Here is a 16,139-nt window from a genome sequence, read left to right as displayed (position 1 = left end):
GGCTTTTACGGGCAGTTATACCCCCACCTATCTTCTTTGCTTCTCTCCCAATCTAGAGGTGGGGGTCTTACTGCCCACGAATAGCGGGATAAATAGGAACCCAACCTTCAGTTGTTACAAAAATACGAATTGCGACAACTTGACGATCGTTTTGAAGAGAAAAATAATGTCTCGTGTTTTCAGGAACCGAAATTAAATCTCCCGGTTCAAGTTCAACGTCAAAGAACGAGCCATTTTTTCCTTGAATCGTAAAAATGCCATGTCCGCTGACGATAAAGCGAACTTCATCATCAGTATGATGGTGTTCTTGTTTAAAGTTTACTAGCAATTCATCTAGATTAGGTGTTTCGCTAGAGAGTGAAATAACATCGCAAGCTTGATAGCCGCGGCGCTTAGAAATATCAGTAACTTCTGGTGCCAACACTTCTAAAATTTCATTCTTATTTTCATCAGTTAATGTATAGTTTTCTAGTAAATGACCAGGAAGTTTTGTAATATCCCATTTTTCATACAAAACACCTTCATTTTGTAAGAATTGCTGTACTTCTATTTTATTTTCAATACGTGTGTTAACATCATGAATACGTATTTGCGCCACGTTGAACGCCTCCTTTAATTGATAAAAGTTTAATATGGAACTGGAATAGAAACTCGTATGCCTCTAATCTTTTTTTTGTATCAAACCCATCTTTTCCCCATACGGTAATACCGTGATTACGAATTAAAACAGCTCCCGCATCTTCGTAAATATGCTTGCGAAATTGTTCACCTAAAGTTGGGATATGCGCATAATTTTCGATAATTGGAATTCGAATAGAAGCGCCCTCTTCCCAAATGTTGAGTGCTTTAATAATTTCTTGATTACAGAATACGACTTCTTGATCGTATACATTTGTAATGACATTGTTATCAGTTGTATGAATGTGCAAGACACAAGCAGCATTTGTAAGGCTATAAATATGAGTGTGCAGCAATGTTTCGGCAGAAGGGCGTAAATCAGTTTCTAAAACAGGATTGCCGTTTTGATCAACTAACAAAAAGTCATCCGGTGTTGTTTTTGTTTTATCTCTTCCGCTTGCTGTAACGAGAAAGGTAAGAGGATTATCACTCACTTTTATTGAAATATTACCGCTTGTTGCTGGAAACCAATTCCGATCAGTTAATTCTTTTTTCAGTTCACTCAGTTCTTGCCACTGACGAAAGAGCTGCCTCACTTTATCACCCCTAGCAATTTTTCTACTTCGTTTTGTATATCATGAAATGTTTCAAACGGTGTATAAGGAATATGATGTTCTATACATTTAGTAATCAAAAAGTCACGAGCAAATACTTTGTCAGCAAGTTTTGCTGCTTGCAAATCTGTAATAGAATCACCGATTACAATTTTAAAATCGTTTTGTGAGCTTAAATTGCGAATAAGTGTTGATTTACAGAGACCACATTTATTTTCACAATGTTCATCGCACGAATGCGGCCAATTTACCTGAATTGTGTCATTGGAAAAATCAGTTGTATTACAGTAAATATATTCAAAATCAACAAGTCCTTCGAGAAGAGGATAAACAAAAAAGTCCATTCCTCCTGAAATGATATAAAGTGTGATATTATGCTCTCGCAAAAACTGTACAAATTCTGCAAATCCAGTCCGAATGACGGCAGTTTCCTTAATAAAAGCTGTAATTTTATCTTGTAAACTTGTAGGTAATAGAGAAAAAATTTTCCCTACACCTTCTTGAATAGAAAGTTCTTGTGATAAAATTTGTTGTTTAATTGTTTCTGCCTCAAGTGGTGCAAATTTTTGTATAATGGCAACAATATTATCGTTATTTGTAATTGTGCCATCGAAATCACAAAAAATTTGCATGCTCATGCTTGCACCTCTTTAGCTGGATTGCCCCATAAGCGCAAAGCAGCTTGTAAATAAGAATCCTCACTCTTATGAAGCGGCGTGTTGGTTAACGCTGCATCGATAGCAGCTCGAAATGCTTTTCCGCCCCCCTGTGCTCCGGATGGATGTCCGTGAATACCGCCGCCAGCATTAATGACACATTCCGCACCGAAGTCACGAATGAGAAGTGGAACAAGTCCTGGATGAATGCCAGCAGATGGAACAGGAAAGCTCCGCTTAAACGGTTCATTTTCATCTGTAAGTGCTTTGGCTAAATAAAGTGCTTCTTCTTGTTTTAAAGCGACATTTCCATACGGTGATGGAAATAGCGAGAAATCTGCACCAGCATAGCGAAGAAGCTTGCCAAGTAATAAAGAAGAAGAAAATCCATATAATTTAGATGCTATGTAAGTTCCGCTTACTGCTGGATGTGCCATAATTGGGATAGAAATATCATTGTCTTCCGCTAAAGCTTGCAACACATCAAGTCCATATGCGAATACATTGAAAAGTAATAGATCAGCTCCAGCAGCAACGGCTTGTTTTGCCTTTTCTTTTAAATCATAAGTCCGTCCTGAAAGATTAACGGCATATAACGTTTTATGCCCGTATGTTTCATAAACAGATTGCAATACTTCTTTTCCGGTGTGAATGCGTTCTGACAGTGGTGTTAACGGATTATCAAATAAAATTTCATCATCTTTTACAATGTCGACACCGCCGCTTGCTTGATCGCGAAGTTGTGTTTTTAAATAACCGATATTTCGGCCGATCATTCCTTTGAAAATACTCATGAGAAGAGGGCGATTGTGAACATTCAAATTGTTTCGTATTTCATCGATACCGAATTTAGGACCAGGGAAGACCTTTTTAATATCATCAGAAAATGCTAAATCAATTAATTTAATTTCTCCATCCAAGGATAATTTTCCGAAAACAGTTGTGAATATTGCTGGTAAGTCATTGGTGAAGTTAGCGGATGGATAATGAATTTTAATAAGTCCGCGTGTTACTTTTTTATCAAGATATATGTTTGTTGTTTCATCTTCTTCTAATTTTTCTACGCTAACGACTGAACCTTTATGTCGTTTTAATTGTTCTTGTAATAAGTGGGGTAAGTGTGTCCACGAACCAATTGTTAAACCAAGGGCAATTTGCTCTGCTTTTTGACTTAAATGATGAGAATCATCATGAATGAAGTATGTTGCTGTTATTCCGCTCATTTTCATAACCTCCTAGTTAAATAAAAAAACCTCTCAGCTAAGGAGAGGTTTTTTTACAACCAGCTCCTTATCTGTCAGCATAACGCTGCGAGAATTAGCACCGTGCCTACATAAAGTAGATCGGTTGCCGGGTTTCATTGGGCTCGTCCCTCCACCAGCTCTTGATAAGAAGTATTTGGAAATGTTTAAAATTTTTGATAACTGAATTTTGACAGAGAATTTTTATGTTGTCAATGTTTTTTTGAAAATTTTTAACTCGGCAATTCTCTGAACCGCTTCTTGAAGACGTTCCTCTGAATGTAATAAGCCAACACGAACATAGCCTTCTCCGTGTTGACCAAAGCCGATGCCTGGAGCGACAGCAACGTGTGCCTGGTTTAATAGTACATCAGCAAATTGCTCTGACGTATAGCCATCTGGAACGGGAAGCCAAGCAAAAAAAGAACCTTTTGGTGAGGTGACATTCCAGCCGATAGAACGACAAGCAGTAATGAAAGCATTTCTTCGAGATTCATAGCGTTCTACGAGTTCATCGACACAAGTTTGCGGACTTAATAACGCTTTTTGAGCAGCTTCTTGTACGGCACCAAAAATACTAACATACATATGATCTTGTAATACGTTAATCGTTTCAATAACACTTTCATTCCCAACGGCAAACGCGATGCGCCATCCTGCCATATTATACGTTTTTGACAACGTATAAATTTCAATGCCAACATTTTTTGCTCCATCGATTTGTAAGAAACTAATCGGCTTTTTAGCGTCAAAACCAATCGCCCCATACGCGAAATCATGACAGACTAAAATGTTATGTTCGTTTGCAAACGATACAGTTTCCTCAAAGAATTTTGTTGTTGCAACGGCTCCAGTTGGATTGTTCGGATAGTTTAAAAACATTAATTTTGCTTGTTCAGCAGTTTGCGCATCAATCTTTGTATAATCAGGTAAAAATTGATTTTCTGATAGCAGTGGCATTGTAGCAATCTTTGTTTTTGCTAAGGCTATCCCTGACAAATAATCTGGATAACCTGGATCGGGAACAAGAACTGTATCACCTGGATTCGTAAAACAAAGAGGTAATTCAACTAAGCCAGCTTTTCCGCCAAATAGAACAGCTACTTCTGTTTTCGAGTTTAATTGTACACCGTATTCACGCTCATAAAATGTAGCGACAGCCTCTTTTAAACTTTCATGTCCTCGAAATGGCGGATATTTATGATGAATAGGATGTTCTGCTGCACGTTGTAATGCTGTTATGACGTGCGCTGGTGTTGGCTGATCTGGATTTCCTTGTCCTAAGTTAATAACATCATGACCAGCTTGCATTACTCCATTTACTTTTGCGACAAGAGAAGCAAAAAATTGTGTTGGTAATGATGTTAATATCTCGGAAGGTTGAAAATGTTTCATACTTTCCACCTCTTTTGAAAGTTGTTACAATTATAGTGACAAATAATATAATCTTTCCAACTTTTTGTAAAGAAAAAAATAAAAAGGAAGAAGGAAAAGAGTAATGAAAATTGCTTGTGTACAAATGAATATCGCTTTTGGTAATGTTGAAAAAAATATAGAACATGCTGAAAAAAAAATAAGCGAGGCGATGAAGGGAAATCCGGATGTTATTGTATTGCCAGAGTTATGGACAACAGGTTATGATTTAGAGCGTCTTCCTGATATTGCTGATCTAGATGGGAATGATACAAAAGGTTTATTATCAAAGTGGAGTAAGCAAAATGGAGTAAATATTGTCGGTGGTTCAATCGCTAAGCAAACAGAGAATGGTGTTACGAATACGATGTATATTAGTGATCGAAACGGAAGCATTGTGTCTGAATATAGTAAAGTGCATTTGTTTCAACTGATGGATGAACATAAATATTTGATTGCTGGAAATGAAACGGGGCATTTTCTATTGGAGGGTATACCGTGTGCAGGAACAATTTGCTATGATATTCGTTTTCCAGAGTGGATGCGCGTTCATACTGCGCACGGGGCAACGGTATTATTTGTTGTAGCAGAGTGGCCACTTGTTCGTTTAGAACATTGGCGATTATTGCTTCAAGCAAGGGCGATTGAAAACCAAAGTTATGTAGTAGCGTGTAATCGTGCTGGGAGTGATCCTAATAATGTATTTGCAGGCCATTCCCTTATTATTAATCCTTGGGGAGAAATCGTTACTGAGGCTGATGAAACAGAAATGATTTTGTATGGAACGCTAGATATAAAGAGAATTTCTGAAGTGCGTAAAGGGATTCCTGTTTTTTTTGATCGTCGTCCAGAATTGTACACGACAAAAAAATCTTGACAAACAAATTTTATTCTTGGTATAGTCAGAATCGGAAACTAAAAATTCAGACAACTATATATACTCTTATCAAGAGCAGGTGGAGGGATTTGGCCCGATGAAACCCAGCAACCGACCGTAATACCATTGTGAAATGGGGCGCATGATTGGCGCCTAGTAAGGCACGGTGCTAATTCCAACAGAAAGAGACTTTCTGGTAGATAAGAGGGGAGAAGTGAATCTTCAAACCTCTTTCGTTGTAGAAAGGGGTTTTTCTTATGATGAAAAGCCCTAACATATTAGGGGGAATCAAAGTGGGATACAAGCAGTTAACAGAAAAAACAGCTGAAATGATTTAATTTGTTTTTAATTACCACTTTTTTGCCTCTCTGCTTATTTATAATAAGAAGGGAGGAGACAACGATGGAGGAATGGATATCAGTTATTGGCAATGTTGGTTTTCCAATTGTTGTTACGCTATACTTGCTGCATAGAATTGAAAGTAAGTTAGATAGCGTTATTGTTGCGATTGAGAAGTTACCAAAGCAAATGCACAGATATGAATCTCCAAAAGAAAATATGTATATGCAAATTGAAAAACCGACATAAACCCCCCCTTTTTTTAGGGGAGGGCGAGAGCGTCTGGCCGTGCATAGGAGCGGTCAGGTCCTTTTCCTGCCACATGCCAGGTTTGAAACAAAAGGAGCAGGCCAGTAGCAGGCGTGTTATATCCTGCATAGTTGCGATTTGTGTGTTAAAAAATCAAAGTGGATTTATATATGTAACGGAAACGGATTGTGTGAATAGGCACAATCCGTTTTTTTTTATATTGATATAGAAAAAATAGTTTGTTGAATTTCACTGTGTCGTATAACCACCGTCAATGACAACAGCTTGTCCTGTAATCCCTTTTGCTTTTTCACTTGCTAAAAATAAGGCGTAGTTTGAAATTTCTTCTGTATGTAATAATCGTTGTTGCGGTACGAGCGGGTAAATGACATCTTCTAACACATGTTCAAGCGGGACATTTCTTGTTGTAGCTAAATCTTGAAGTTGATTACGAACAAGAGGGGTATCAACATAGCCGGGACAAAGTGCATTTACGGTAATACCATACTCAGCTCCTTCTAGTGCTGCGACTTTTGTAAGCCCGATTACCCCGTGTTTGGCGCTATTATATGCAGATTTACCTGCAAAGCCAACGAGACCATTAATAGAAGCGATATTAATAACGCGACCGTATCGTTGTTTTTTCATAATAGGAAATGCGTGTTTTATTGCAATAAACGGTGCAATTTGCATAATTTTAATCAGCATTTCAAACTTTTCAGTTGGAAAATCTTCAATTGGAGAAACGTATTGCATACCTGCATTATTAATTAATACATCAAGTGAACCAAATCGTGTAACAGTTTCAGAAATAGCTTGTTCAATCTCACGTTCTACTGTTACATCACATTGCATTCCCGATACTTTATACCCTTCGTTCTGTAATTGTTTCACTGCCTCTTGTACTCGGATCTCTAACCGATCCGTAATTATGACAGTTGCCCCCTCTTTTGCAAAGGCCTTTCCCATTTCATATCCAATGCCGCTTGCTGCACCTGTTAAAAATACAACGCGATTGCTAAACATTTTTTATTCCATCTCCTCCACGAATATAGTTAGTCTAATGCTCTATTTATAGAAGTGAAGTGGAAAATCCTGCAAGCTTTTGGGAAAAATACGTAAGCTATCTTGTTTTACAAAATACTGTTTGCTATACTATTTTGTAAAGCAAGATACTTATACTTATCTATCTTGTAAAACAAGATAGAGGGAGGATTTGAATTATGTCGACAAGTCAAATGCTAAAAGGTATTTTGGAAGGATGCTTACTTGCCATTATTTCTGAAGGAGAAATATACGGATATGAAATGAGTGAAAAACTGGCACAGTATGGTTTTACTATGGCAAGTGAAGGAAGTATTTATCCGCTATTAATTCGCATGCAAAAAGAAGGGTTGATTACAAGTACGATGAAGGAATCGCCATCTGGTCCAAAGCGAAAATATTACACATTAACAGAAAAAGGTGAAGATGCACTAGATAATTTCATGGAACGGTGGGGAGCGATGCAAAGTAGTGTACAGCGTTTGTTAGAAGGAAAAGGGAGGAAACGATAACGCTGACGTGATGAAAGTAAATCAAAAACAAGTAATCTAAACGAGGGGAGAATATCATTCTATTTTTGATGATAGCAAGTATGATTTTTGCTTTTCGAAGCTCCAGTTTTCAAAGTAAATTGAGAGAGTTTTCCATTCTATATGTAGTAATGGCTGTTATTCCAATGGTTTTACTTGTTGGATTAATGTTACTAGATAAACAGTATGGTACACCATTTTTGTCTTTATCCTCAGCGCAAAGTTACGTTCTAGGCTTTCTATTATTTGTAGTGGTTATCATAATTAATTTTCGTTTAAATAGCTGGATGGGGGTATTAACCTTAGTTGTTTTGCTTTTCATCATGTTTTCATTTGAATATTTTGGTGTTAATAATACGGATTGGGGATTTTTAGAACCAATTTTATTGTATGGAAGTTTAGTACTGCTTATGATGTGGGATTCTAAACGACAAAATATTGTACAGAGATAGTTAAGATAGGAGATAGTTAGATGCTTTCAAGAGAATCAAAGCAATTTCTAGAAGATACAGGAGCGTATTTAACGGTAAAAGGAATAAAAGAAGACGATATAAAATCTTTTTTAGAAGACGTCGAACTTCATTTAATAGAAGGAGAACAGCAAGGGAAAACAGTAATAGATATTTTTTGAGATTCTCCAAAGCGATATGCAGATGAATTAGCGAGAGAAATGGACATAGATAGGAAGAAGAATTTTTCTTTGCTGATAACTTTCATTATCAGTGTAACCGCATATTGGACAATTCCAGATTTATTATTTCGAAATTTGAATGAGCCCTACAAAGTATCTGTTATTAGTTTCATTGGTTATCCGCTTATTGTAGGTTTCATACTTGCAGGTAATGTGTTATTTGTACGAAACATGACTTTTCAAAGTAATAAATGGAAACGAAATATAGTATTAACGATTATGGCTATAACGCCTATATTATTATCTCTTACACTTATGTTTTCTAATGAATGGTATGAGACAACGTTATTTGAAATTACTGGGAAGTTGCGATATATCATCGGAATCATGTTGTTTGTTTTGGCTGCTATTATTATTATTCGCTTTATTGGTTGGAGTGGATTGTTTATATTAATTGTTATGATTCTTGCACCGCTTCTTTTTGATCAATTAAGAGATAGAAATTTATATTGGGGAATTCCTGCGTTAATGGGAATAGCTTTTCTTATTTTATGTTTCTATTTTAAAGATAAAAAGTAGAAGTAACTACAGCGTTTATTTTTTTTCTTTACGCAATAAAGGGCTTTGTAAAGATAATTCTCTTTGGGTATTTGTTAATAAAGAATCTATTTGTGATTTATAAGGGGTAGGAACGATGTAATGCATAAGGTTCGTAGGAGAAGGATGGTGCTCGGAACCGTTTGGACATTCGGGATCTGCATTTGTAAGCTTATCTTGTACACGGCGTGTGAATAAAATGTGACCAATTTCGTGGGCAAGTGTGTACACGTTCTTCGAAGCTGAAGCTGCGTTTGTTAATACAATGTAACCTTTAATTTGATTACGAATTGATATGGAATAGGCACAAGCGATTACAGATTGTTCTTGAAAATAATCACTGCCGATATAACAAATATAAATATCGCATTGCGACGCATGCTCAGAACATTTAGCAAATAAAGAAGTCAACTTTGGTTGCGATTTTAACGAAGATACGTAACTAATTTCACCATCATGAAAACGATAGGATTCATCTAGTGCGTTGAAATCTTCAACTTTAAATACGATAGGATGCCAAATATATTTAGCAATTGCAATATCTCTAGCAATTCGGTGGTTGTCAATATGAGATCCAGGAGTAATGTAAATACATATATTAATGTAAGGACGCATAGGAGACACCTCAAATATTATGGATTTTTCTATCGAGATATACTTAACGATTAAAAAAAGGAGGGATAAATGTTTTTAATGTATTTACATTGTTTTTTTGCCGAATCACGTACGGAGAATATTCTTTATTTGATAAGAGCTGCGGAAGGATAGCGTCCTCTTTGTTTAGTAAACTGTTAAAATTAGTTATCATATGGGTGAACTGTTCATCCGTAATCATCCCGCTCGTATGCCAATAACACATCATGGCATAGGCAATAGAGCTTGTATCGACGTTTACGGTTATATTCACATTAGAGTTTCCGCTGTTTGAAATATTGGAGCTATTTCGCCGCATCATAATTAATCCTCCTTACCAAAATAGGCTACTGTTTAGTAGCCTATTCCTTTTTGATTATTTTGATTTAGATTTTGATTTTGATAATTTAGATTTTGATTATTTTGCGAGGATTGAGTAGCGTTATTTAAAACGTTTGTTAAAAATGGGAGCAGGGCCGCTAATAATTGGTTTGTAACATCTGTATTCAATTGACCTTGACCTTGTGCCTGACCTTGACCTTGACCTTGACCTTGACCTTGTGCCAGCTCCTGTCCCTGTCCCTGTCCTACATCAGTAGACTGCTGATTAGTAGCAGTTGTATCAGTATCTATATCAGAGTCTACGTTTAAATTCACCTGAGAATTTCCACTATCTGAAATCTGAGCAACGTTATGATTATGTGTATGCTTCTTTGTATGTTCTTCCTGTGATTCAGATTGATCAGATTGATCAGATTGATCATATTGGATTCTTCTTCGGCAGCGATCATAATAATAATAAGACAACAGAATCCTCTCCTTTAATAACTACAGAAAATGTCTATACCATACTTTATGTGAAAAGAGAGAATGTGTATGGACAAATGAACTATCGTTTAAAGCGGTTTTTTATCCTGTTACAGCATGAGTTACTAATAATTTATTAAATTTACATGAATTTGTGAGCGGTTTTAATAATAAATTATGTTTGTGTTTTTATGACCTCCGAATAGCCGGATGAAAATTGGTGAAAAGAAGTCAGAAAATAGTCAAACTTCGACACGTTTATATACCCATTTTTTGTTATAGTAAAAGAAAAGGGGGGGAGAAACATGTATACATTAAAAATTGTTTCAGATCGTGAAGCTGTTTATCAATTTGCAAGTTATGTTCAAGTTATACAAGGGGTAGAAAATGTATATGTGGAAGTGGGCGAAACGTTGTATGAACATCCGCTTATGAAATTTTATGTTCATGTCTCTATTAAAGAAAAATATGAACAAGAAAAAGCATTGCGGGAAATTGCACGTTTAGTAGAGTTAGGACGTTTTACATATGTCCATTACCGAGATGAAGAGATTGAAAGAGCATTTGAGGACGTAAAATACGAAAGCCATATTGGCTAGATAATAAGCAATAAGGAGGCTAATGTGAGTTAGCCTCCTTATTGTGTAGGGAAATATTTTATATGCAACAAACAAATTAAGAAAGAATTTTGCTATTATAGGAGAGGAAAAGAAAGGGGGAGTTACATAATGGGGTATATACAGGAACTAAGAAAATTAGTTGGAGCAAAACCACTTATAATAGTAGGATCAGCAATTATTGTTTTAAATCAAAAGAATGAAGTATTATTACAACTTCGTTCTGATACATATGATTGGGGATTGCCAAGGGGAGCAATGGAGTTAGGAGAAACAATTGAAGAAACCGCAGAGAGGGAATTAAGAGAAGAAACAGGTTTACAAGCAGATTCCTTACAGTTTCTCGGTGTACTCTCTGGTCAAGACTTATATTATCGTTATCCGCATGGAGACGAAATTTATAATGTAATCAACGTATTTCAAGCGCATCGTATGTACGGTGAAATACATTGTGATGAAGAAGGATTGGATATACGATACTTTCCAATTGATAAGTTGCCGAAATTGAATACAACAACAGAAAAAATCTTTCAAAAATTTTTATTAGCATTGACAGAGTAGGAAGGTAATTATCTTTCTATTTTTACTTTATTAAATATTTTGATTTTTTGGTTACTTCCTAATATAATAAACATAGATATGCATCTTGTGGTTTTTCATCCAAAATTTACTAGGATACATAAGAGAGGAGAAAGTACACGATGCGTAATGTAGTCGTCACAGCTGCAGTTCGTTCACCGATTGGAACATTTGGAGGAGCTTTCAAAAATGTAAAACCAACTGAACTTATAGTTCCTGTGTTGCAGGAAGCTGTAAAAAGAGGCGGTGTGTCGCCCAGTGAAGTAGATGAAGTGATTTTAGGTCACTGTATTCAGCGAACAGATGAGGCAAATACAGCAAGAACAGCAGCTCTTATGGCGGGATTTCCTGATACGGTTACTGGTTATACAATTCAGCGTCAATGTGCTTCAGGTATGCAAGCGCTAATTTCAGCAGCAATGCAAATTCAATTAGGTGTAAGCGATGTTGTTGTTGCAGGGGGAGTAGAAGCGATGAGCTCTAGTCCGTATATATTAAAAGAGAACCGCTGGGGACAACGACTACAACATGGAGAAATCCGTGATATGGTGTGGGAAGTGCTAGAAGATCCAATCCATCATATTATGATGGGAGAAACTGCGGAAAATCTTGCCGAACAATATGAAATTTCTCGCGAAGAACAAGATGAAGTAGCATTGTTAAGTCATCAACGTGCACTTCATGCAATCGAAGCGGGCTATTTTGATGAGCAAATTGTTCCGATTACGAAGAAGGAACGGAGAAAAGAGGTTGTCGTTTCCAAAGATGAACATCCTCGTGCAGATATGACGTTAGAAAAACTTTCGGGTTTAAAAGCAGCTTTTCGCAAGGATGGAACAGTAACAGCCGGAAACGCATCGGGTATTAATGACGGAAGTGCAGCGTTAGTCTTGATGAGTGAAGAAAAAGCGAAAGAAAAAGGGCTTCAACCATTGGCGAGAATTGCTGGATACTCTGTAGCAGGTGTAGATCCTAAAATTATGGGGATAGGGCCGGTGCCAGCAATTCAAAAAGGACTGCAAAATGTAAATTGGTCAGTAAATGATGCGGATTTATTCGAAATAAATGAAGCATTTGCGGCACAATATTTAGCAGTAGAGAAAGAATTAGGCTTAAATCGTGAAAAAGTAAACGTAAACGGCAGTGGAATTGGGCTTGGTCATCCAATTGGGTGTACAGGAGCACGTATTACAGTAAGCTTGATTCATGAATTAAGAAGACGAGGATTGGAAAAGGGGATTGCTTCTCTTTGCGTCGGCGGCGGTATGGGAGTAGCGTTATTTATAGAAGCATTATAATAACAAAACCAGCTAGTGTGTCTACTAGCTGGTTTTGTTTATGGGCGGAATAGATGATGGAATAGTCTTTCACGATCTTCAAAAAAGAGTTTCATCGTTTGATAATGTTCTGTTTCTTCTAATGTAATTTCTTGTATCTTCTCCTGATGTAAGGAATACATAGTTGCATCTGGATATCCCATTAAAATAGGAGAATGTGTAGCTATAATGAACTGTGCGCCTTCATCAATGAGTTCGTGCATTCGAATTAACATAGAAAGTTGGCGCATCGGTGATAGGGCGGCTTCAGGCTCATCTAAAATATACAGTCCGTTACTAGAAAAGCGGTTCATAAATACAGAGAAAAATGATTCTCCGTGGGATTGTTTGTGGAGGGAAGTACCTCCATAAGAGCGAATGGCATCAATTTCATCGATATAAGATGCCACATTGTAAAAAGATTCTGCACGAAGAAAAAATCCATCTATTGGCTTTTGTAAACCTTTTACAAGTGTGAGGTATTCATGTAAGTTTGAATGAGAAGAGTTTGTAGAAAAACGAAAATTTTTTGTCCCTCCCTCTGGATTGAATCCCCATGCAGTGGCAATTGCTTCTAATAATGTGGATTTCCCTGTTCCGTTTTCTCCTATAATATAGGTAACCTTTGGATGAAAGGATAAAGATTGTAGCGAACGAACAACAGGTAATGAAAATGGATACATAGAAAATGATGGGACTTTGTCTTTTTTTAGTAAAATTGTTTGTAAAAAAGGTTGTTTCTTTCGCAATATAAGCACCTCACTTTAAAGTAGGATATATTTCTAAAGTAGCAAAAAAGCTACCAAACAGCTTATAGAAATACAAGTTGAAAAATGGACCTCCTCCTTTTTTATGGTAGTGGAGAGCATCTAGGTATGTATAGATGCCAATTATATGGCGAATTATTAAAAATGGTATATATAGTATAATAGTACATGCAATGATAGTTTCATAGTATGTAATGACAGGAGAAAGATGATGAAAATATGGAATGTATTTTATATTTTATGTAGCATTCTTCTTATTTTAAGCGGGTGTGCTCAGCAAGAAAAAGTGAAGCAGCCGAAGAAACAGTCCATTCCCGAGACAAATGAATATGGCGGTTTACAACTAACAAAAGTAGGGCAAGAGATTAAGCAAAAAAACTGGGGGACTTTAAAATTAGAACAAATCAAACATGTAAATGAAACATTTACAGTTGGAACGATGAAAATCTATGTAGATAATGTTAGAGTGATTACATTATCAAATATGGAAACCGAAACAAAAGAAACGCTAAAAATGTATACAAAATTAACTCCAGAAGAAGTACAACGCCGCTTAGGTAAGACATTGGAGCAAACGGAGGCAGAATTGTATGCATCATTAAGTGGACAAGATATTGGTGATACTGCAAAATATATTGAAATTACATATAAGGTTGAAAATGCAAGTGACAAAGAGATGCAGTTCTTTTCTATGAATGATGTAACTGTAAACGAAACACAATCATTTCATGTACCAGCGAAAAACTTTTTATATGCAGAAGATACGCTTGTTGGTACAAAAAGTGTATCGAAAGAGGATTATACTCCTGGTGAAACAAGAGATGGCTTAGTTGGACTTTTACTAAGTGATCCTAAAGAAAAAGTAAAAACTGTTTCTTTTACAACAGATACATTGGCGGTAGGAGACACACATGAAAAAATAGCAGAACCACAAACATTTACCATTTCATTATAATAGTGAAATGTTTTTTTTCGTTGCTACATATAAGGTGAAAAACGACATAAAAACCCCTTTTCTTTTAGGAAGGGCGAGAGCATCTGGCCGTGCGTAGAAGCGGTCAGGGCCTTTTTCTGCCACATGCGAAGTTCAAACAAAGGGAGAAAGTGAGTGCAGAATCTATTTTTCTGCATAGCAGTCTATATGTCGAAAAGTCAAAGTGGATTTATATATAATACAACCCCCCATGCGTTTTATCACTTCGTGAATATAATGAAGTGAATAGAGTGAAAGGGGAGACAATCCGTGAGGGGATTCACGGTGTTGATCGGAGTTATATTAGCGGTCTGTTTTCAAATAGGCTTATTATATATGTTACAACGAATCGAGCAATTATCACTTATTCATCTTCTATATGAATTTGTATATATCGGAGTACTATTTGGAATTGGGATGAGTATTGCACATTATTTTTATAAGCATAAAATTTATATATTTATATTGATATTTGTTTTTTTCTATGGGTGTGGATACTATAACGCTGAGAGTGTTCAAGACATTTTGCGATTGCATATTGTATTGATTCAACGGGCATTCATATTATTATTTTGTATTATGTTTGGAACTATTGTTTATGGAATGTTGTTTTATAAAGGAAATAATGAGAAAAAGATCAAATGAAACATTTGATCTTTTTAAGATGCTTGCTTTTCTTTTGTAAGGTAAGTTTTCACGTTCTGTAATTGCAGTTGTTCTGATATACGAAATTCTTGTTTTTGTTCTTCAAATTGTTTTTTTGTATAGGGACCGAATCGGCGGTTATTTTTTAAATCAATAATCCAATAATTTTCTTTCGCTTGATTGGTAATAGAAGCGTCAGGGTTGTTAGGATCATCTGTTTGTTCTATTTGCTTTGCTAAAATATAAGCGTCGTTCCAAGCAATTTCCACAATTTTTGATGGAATATATTGAGAAGCATACAAGGCGTCTGATTTTGGGAAAAGTTCTAGTGCGTCACCGGTAACATTAATGAGCTCATATTCATCGCTAACACTGTAATGAGAGTGATTAGAATCTGTTGAACAACTAGCTAAAAGTATGAAAGAGCAGAAGATGATGAATCGTTTCAATATGAGCTCCTCCTTCCGAAATGTGATTGATACATATTGTACAGGAAAAGAGAGTAAAACACCAATTTATGAGTTGTTTACAACTGTTTTTAGACATGATACGATGAAACAGTTAATAAAGGATAGAAAAAAGGAGACGACACAACATGAATCTGAAAATACATCGTCCAGCGATTGTTATGAATCGCATCGGGGCTGCGATTATCGATATGTTTTTCATTTCTGTTCTGTACGGTGCTGTTGTCGCAATTACAACAGGAAACTATAAAGCAATCTTGAATCGTTTTAATGTAAGTTCAGGAGACATCCGTTATGACCTTGGACTTGTATGTTTATTAATGGCGCTTTATTTTATTGTTTTACCATTCATTTGGAATGGATATACACCAGGGAAAAAATTTACACGTACAAAGCTTGTATCACTTACAAATGAAAAGTTAACGTTAGGGATATTAACAATGAGGTTTTTTGTATTGTTAATACCAAATATTTTATTTCTCGGGATTCCAGTAATATGTAATGTATACATGATGCTGTTTAGAAG

Annotated in this window: 21 protein-coding genes, 1 pseudogene and 2 riboswitches; of the genes and pseudogenes, 11 read left to right on the top strand and 11 right to left on the bottom strand. The window is 36.1% G+C overall.

The window, feature by feature from the left end:
* Positions 1-67: 67 nt before the first annotated feature.
* From V7024_RS00140 to V7024_RS00120, 5 genes are all read right to left on the bottom strand, one after another.
* Positions 68-598, bottom strand: coding sequence for a 1,2-dihydroxy-3-keto-5-methylthiopentene dioxygenase (locus tag V7024_RS00140; RefSeq protein ID WP_335513975.1), 531 nt, complete (start codon positions 596-598; stop codon positions 68-70).
* The gene (locus V7024_RS00135) at positions 576-1,214 is read right to left on the bottom strand and encodes a methylthioribulose 1-phosphate dehydratase (protein WP_335513972.1); all 639 of its coding nucleotides are present in this window, start codon (positions 1,212-1,214) and stop codon (positions 576-578) included. The genes V7024_RS00140 and V7024_RS00135 overlap by 23 nt, the downstream gene beginning before the upstream one ends.
* The gene (locus tag V7024_RS00130) at positions 1,211-1,870 is read right to left on the bottom strand and encodes a 2-hydroxy-3-keto-5-methylthiopentenyl-1-phosphate phosphatase (RefSeq protein ID WP_335513970.1); all 660 of its coding nucleotides are present in this window, start codon (positions 1,868-1,870) and stop codon (positions 1,211-1,213) included. The genes V7024_RS00135 and V7024_RS00130 overlap by 4 nt, the downstream gene beginning before the upstream one ends.
* Positions 1,867-3,111, bottom strand: coding sequence for a 2,3-diketo-5-methylthiopentyl-1-phosphate enolase (gene mtnW / locus V7024_RS00125; RefSeq protein WP_335513968.1), 1,245 nt, complete (start codon positions 3,109-3,111; stop codon positions 1,867-1,869). The genes V7024_RS00130 and mtnW overlap by 4 nt, the downstream gene beginning before the upstream one ends.
* Before the next feature lie 64 nt (positions 3,112-3,175).
* Positions 3,176-3,282: riboswitch (SAM riboswitch) on the bottom strand.
* A 51-nt stretch (positions 3,283-3,333) separates the two neighbouring features.
* On the bottom strand, positions 3,334-4,524 hold the full coding sequence (locus tag V7024_RS00120; RefSeq protein ID WP_335513966.1) for a pyridoxal phosphate-dependent aminotransferase: 1,191 nt from the start codon (positions 4,522-4,524) through the stop codon (positions 3,334-3,336).
* A 14-nt stretch (positions 4,525-4,538) separates the two neighbouring features.
* On the opposite strand from V7024_RS00120, the pseudogene V7024_RS00115 reads away from it, so the two are divergent.
* Positions 4,539-5,419: pseudogene (locus V7024_RS00115) on the top strand (carbon-nitrogen family hydrolase).
* Positions 5,420-5,482: 63 nt separating this feature from the next.
* Positions 5,483-5,626: riboswitch (SAM riboswitch) on the top strand.
* A 195-nt stretch (positions 5,627-5,821) separates the two neighbouring features.
* The gene (locus tag V7024_RS00110; RefSeq protein ID WP_335513963.1) at positions 5,822-6,007 is read left to right on the top strand and encodes a YvrJ family protein; all 186 of its coding nucleotides are present in this window, start codon (positions 5,822-5,824) and stop codon (positions 6,005-6,007) included.
* A 249-nt stretch (positions 6,008-6,256) separates the two neighbouring features.
* Here the strand turns inward: V7024_RS00110 and V7024_RS00105 are convergent, their stop codons facing one another.
* Entirely contained in the window at positions 6,257-7,033 is a 777-nt protein-coding gene (locus V7024_RS00105) for a 3-hydroxybutyrate dehydrogenase (RefSeq protein ID WP_335513962.1), read from the bottom strand.
* Between the two features lie 197 nt (positions 7,034-7,230).
* Here V7024_RS00105 and V7024_RS00100 point away from each other — a divergent pair, with 197 nt between their 5' ends.
* From V7024_RS00100 to V7024_RS00085, 4 genes are all read left to right on the top strand, one after another.
* Positions 7,231-7,563, top strand: coding sequence for a PadR family transcriptional regulator (locus V7024_RS00100; protein WP_335513959.1), 333 nt, complete (start codon positions 7,231-7,233; stop codon positions 7,561-7,563).
* A gap of 53 nt (positions 7,564-7,616) precedes the next feature.
* The gene (locus tag V7024_RS00095; protein ID WP_438824422.1) at positions 7,617-8,033 is read left to right on the top strand and encodes an HAAS domain-containing protein; all 417 of its coding nucleotides are present in this window, start codon (positions 7,617-7,619) and stop codon (positions 8,031-8,033) included.
* Between the two features lie 20 nt (positions 8,034-8,053).
* Positions 8,054-8,212, top strand: coding sequence for a hypothetical protein (locus V7024_RS00090; RefSeq protein ID WP_335513954.1), 159 nt, complete (start codon positions 8,054-8,056; stop codon positions 8,210-8,212).
* Between the two features lie 69 nt (positions 8,213-8,281).
* Positions 8,282-8,791, top strand: a complete 510-nt coding sequence (locus tag V7024_RS00085; RefSeq protein WP_335513951.1) for an HAAS domain-containing protein — start codon at positions 8,282-8,284, stop codon at positions 8,789-8,791.
* A 15-nt stretch (positions 8,792-8,806) separates the two neighbouring features.
* On the opposite strand, the gene V7024_RS00080 is transcribed toward V7024_RS00085, so the two are convergent.
* From V7024_RS00080 to V7024_RS00070, 3 genes are read right to left on the bottom strand one after another with little or no spacing between them, the layout of a single operon-like run.
* Positions 8,807-9,424: an ImmA/IrrE family metallo-endopeptidase gene (locus V7024_RS00080; protein ID WP_335513948.1), complete on the bottom strand. Its 618-nt coding sequence runs from the start codon at positions 9,422-9,424 to the stop codon at positions 8,807-8,809.
* A gap of 43 nt (positions 9,425-9,467) precedes the next feature.
* Positions 9,468-9,764 (bottom strand): hypothetical protein, encoded by a 297-nt coding sequence (locus V7024_RS00075; protein ID WP_306193992.1) that lies wholly within the window; start codon positions 9,762-9,764, stop codon positions 9,468-9,470.
* Between the two features lie 32 nt (positions 9,765-9,796).
* Positions 9,797-10,249, bottom strand: coding sequence for a hypothetical protein (locus V7024_RS00070; protein ID WP_335513943.1), 453 nt, complete (start codon positions 10,247-10,249; stop codon positions 9,797-9,799).
* Between the two features lie 305 nt (positions 10,250-10,554).
* Here V7024_RS00070 and V7024_RS00065 point away from each other — a divergent pair, with 305 nt between their 5' ends.
* The 3 genes from V7024_RS00065 to V7024_RS00055 all read left to right on the top strand — a co-directional run bounded on the left by V7024_RS00065 (position 10,555) and on the right by V7024_RS00055 (position 12,743).
* Positions 10,555-10,848 (top strand): DUF3928 family protein, encoded by a 294-nt coding sequence (locus tag V7024_RS00065; protein WP_335513940.1) that lies wholly within the window; start codon positions 10,555-10,557, stop codon positions 10,846-10,848.
* Between the two features lie 129 nt (positions 10,849-10,977).
* The gene (locus V7024_RS00060; RefSeq protein WP_335513937.1) at positions 10,978-11,427 is read left to right on the top strand and encodes an NUDIX hydrolase; all 450 of its coding nucleotides are present in this window, start codon (positions 10,978-10,980) and stop codon (positions 11,425-11,427) included.
* A gap of 140 nt (positions 11,428-11,567) precedes the next feature.
* Positions 11,568-12,743, top strand: a complete 1,176-nt coding sequence (locus V7024_RS00055; protein ID WP_335513934.1) for an acetyl-CoA C-acetyltransferase — start codon at positions 11,568-11,570, stop codon at positions 12,741-12,743.
* A 38-nt stretch (positions 12,744-12,781) separates the two neighbouring features.
* Here the strand turns inward: V7024_RS00055 and V7024_RS00050 are convergent, their stop codons facing one another.
* On the bottom strand, positions 12,782-13,444 hold the full coding sequence (locus V7024_RS00050) for an AAA family ATPase (RefSeq protein ID WP_335514145.1): 663 nt from the start codon (positions 13,442-13,444) through the stop codon (positions 12,782-12,784).
* A gap of 292 nt (positions 13,445-13,736) precedes the next feature.
* Between V7024_RS00050 and V7024_RS00045 the strand changes: the two genes are divergently transcribed.
* The gene (locus V7024_RS00045) at positions 13,737-14,483 is read left to right on the top strand and encodes a hypothetical protein (protein WP_335513932.1); all 747 of its coding nucleotides are present in this window, start codon (positions 13,737-13,739) and stop codon (positions 14,481-14,483) included.
* Between the two features lie 677 nt (positions 14,484-15,160).
* Here the strand turns inward: V7024_RS00045 and V7024_RS00040 are convergent.
* Positions 15,161-15,595 (bottom strand): DUF3997 domain-containing protein, encoded by a 435-nt coding sequence (locus V7024_RS00040; RefSeq protein ID WP_335513929.1) that lies wholly within the window; start codon positions 15,593-15,595, stop codon positions 15,161-15,163.
* A gap of 146 nt (positions 15,596-15,741) precedes the next feature.
* On the opposite strand from V7024_RS00040, the gene V7024_RS00035 reads away from it, so the two are divergent.
* Positions 15,742-16,139: RDD family protein (locus V7024_RS00035; RefSeq protein WP_335513926.1), on the top strand; the 398-nt coding region annotated here is incomplete at its 3' end.

Source organism: Bacillus sp. JJ864 (genome assembly GCF_036963045.1).
In the GTDB taxonomy this organism is placed as follows: Bacteria; Bacillota; Bacilli; order Bacillales; family Bacillaceae_G; genus Bacillus_A; species Bacillus_A pseudomycoides_C.
Note: the sequence above shows the minus strand (reverse complement) of the source record. Positions and strands in the feature narration are given on the sequence as shown.

Coding starts and splice junctions, on each gene's coding strand:
- V7024_RS00110 (WP_335513963.1), top strand. CDS start 5,822: ATGGAGGAATGGATATCAGTTATTGGCAATGTTGGTTTTCCAATTGTT.
- V7024_RS00105 (WP_335513962.1), bottom strand. CDS start 7,033: ATGTTTAGCAATCGCGTTGTATTTTTAACAGGTGCAGCAAGCGGCATT.
- V7024_RS00065 (WP_335513940.1), top strand. CDS start 10,555: ATGTATACATTAAAAATTGTTTCAGATCGTGAAGCTGTTTATCAATTT.
- V7024_RS00075 (WP_306193992.1), bottom strand. CDS start 9,764: ATGATGCGGCGAAATAGCTCCAATATTTCAAACAGCGGAAACTCTAAT.
- V7024_RS00090 (WP_335513954.1), top strand. CDS start 8,054: ATGCTTTCAAGAGAATCAAAGCAATTTCTAGAAGATACAGGAGCGTAT.
- V7024_RS00045 (WP_335513932.1), top strand. CDS start 13,737: ATGATGAAAATATGGAATGTATTTTATATTTTATGTAGCATTCTTCTT.
- V7024_RS00120 (WP_335513966.1), bottom strand. CDS start 4,524: ATGAAACATTTTCAACCTTCCGAGATATTAACATCATTACCAACACAA.
- V7024_RS00060 (WP_335513937.1), top strand. CDS start 10,978: ATGGGGTATATACAGGAACTAAGAAAATTAGTTGGAGCAAAACCACTT.
- V7024_RS00050 (WP_335514145.1), bottom strand. CDS start 13,444: ATGTATCCATTTTCATTACCTGTTGTTCGTTCGCTACAATCTTTATCC.
- V7024_RS00130 (WP_335513970.1), bottom strand. CDS start 1,870: ATGAGCATGCAAATTTTTTGTGATTTCGATGGCACAATTACAAATAAC.
- V7024_RS00100 (WP_335513959.1), top strand. CDS start 7,231: ATGTCGACAAGTCAAATGCTAAAAGGTATTTTGGAAGGATGCTTACTT.
- mtnW (WP_335513968.1), bottom strand. CDS start 3,111: ATGAGCGGAATAACAGCAACATACTTCATTCATGATGATTCTCATCAT.
- V7024_RS00055 (WP_335513934.1), top strand. CDS start 11,568: ATGCGTAATGTAGTCGTCACAGCTGCAGTTCGTTCACCGATTGGAACA.
- V7024_RS00080 (WP_335513948.1), bottom strand. CDS start 9,424: ATGCGTCCTTACATTAATATATGTATTTACATTACTCCTGGATCTCAT.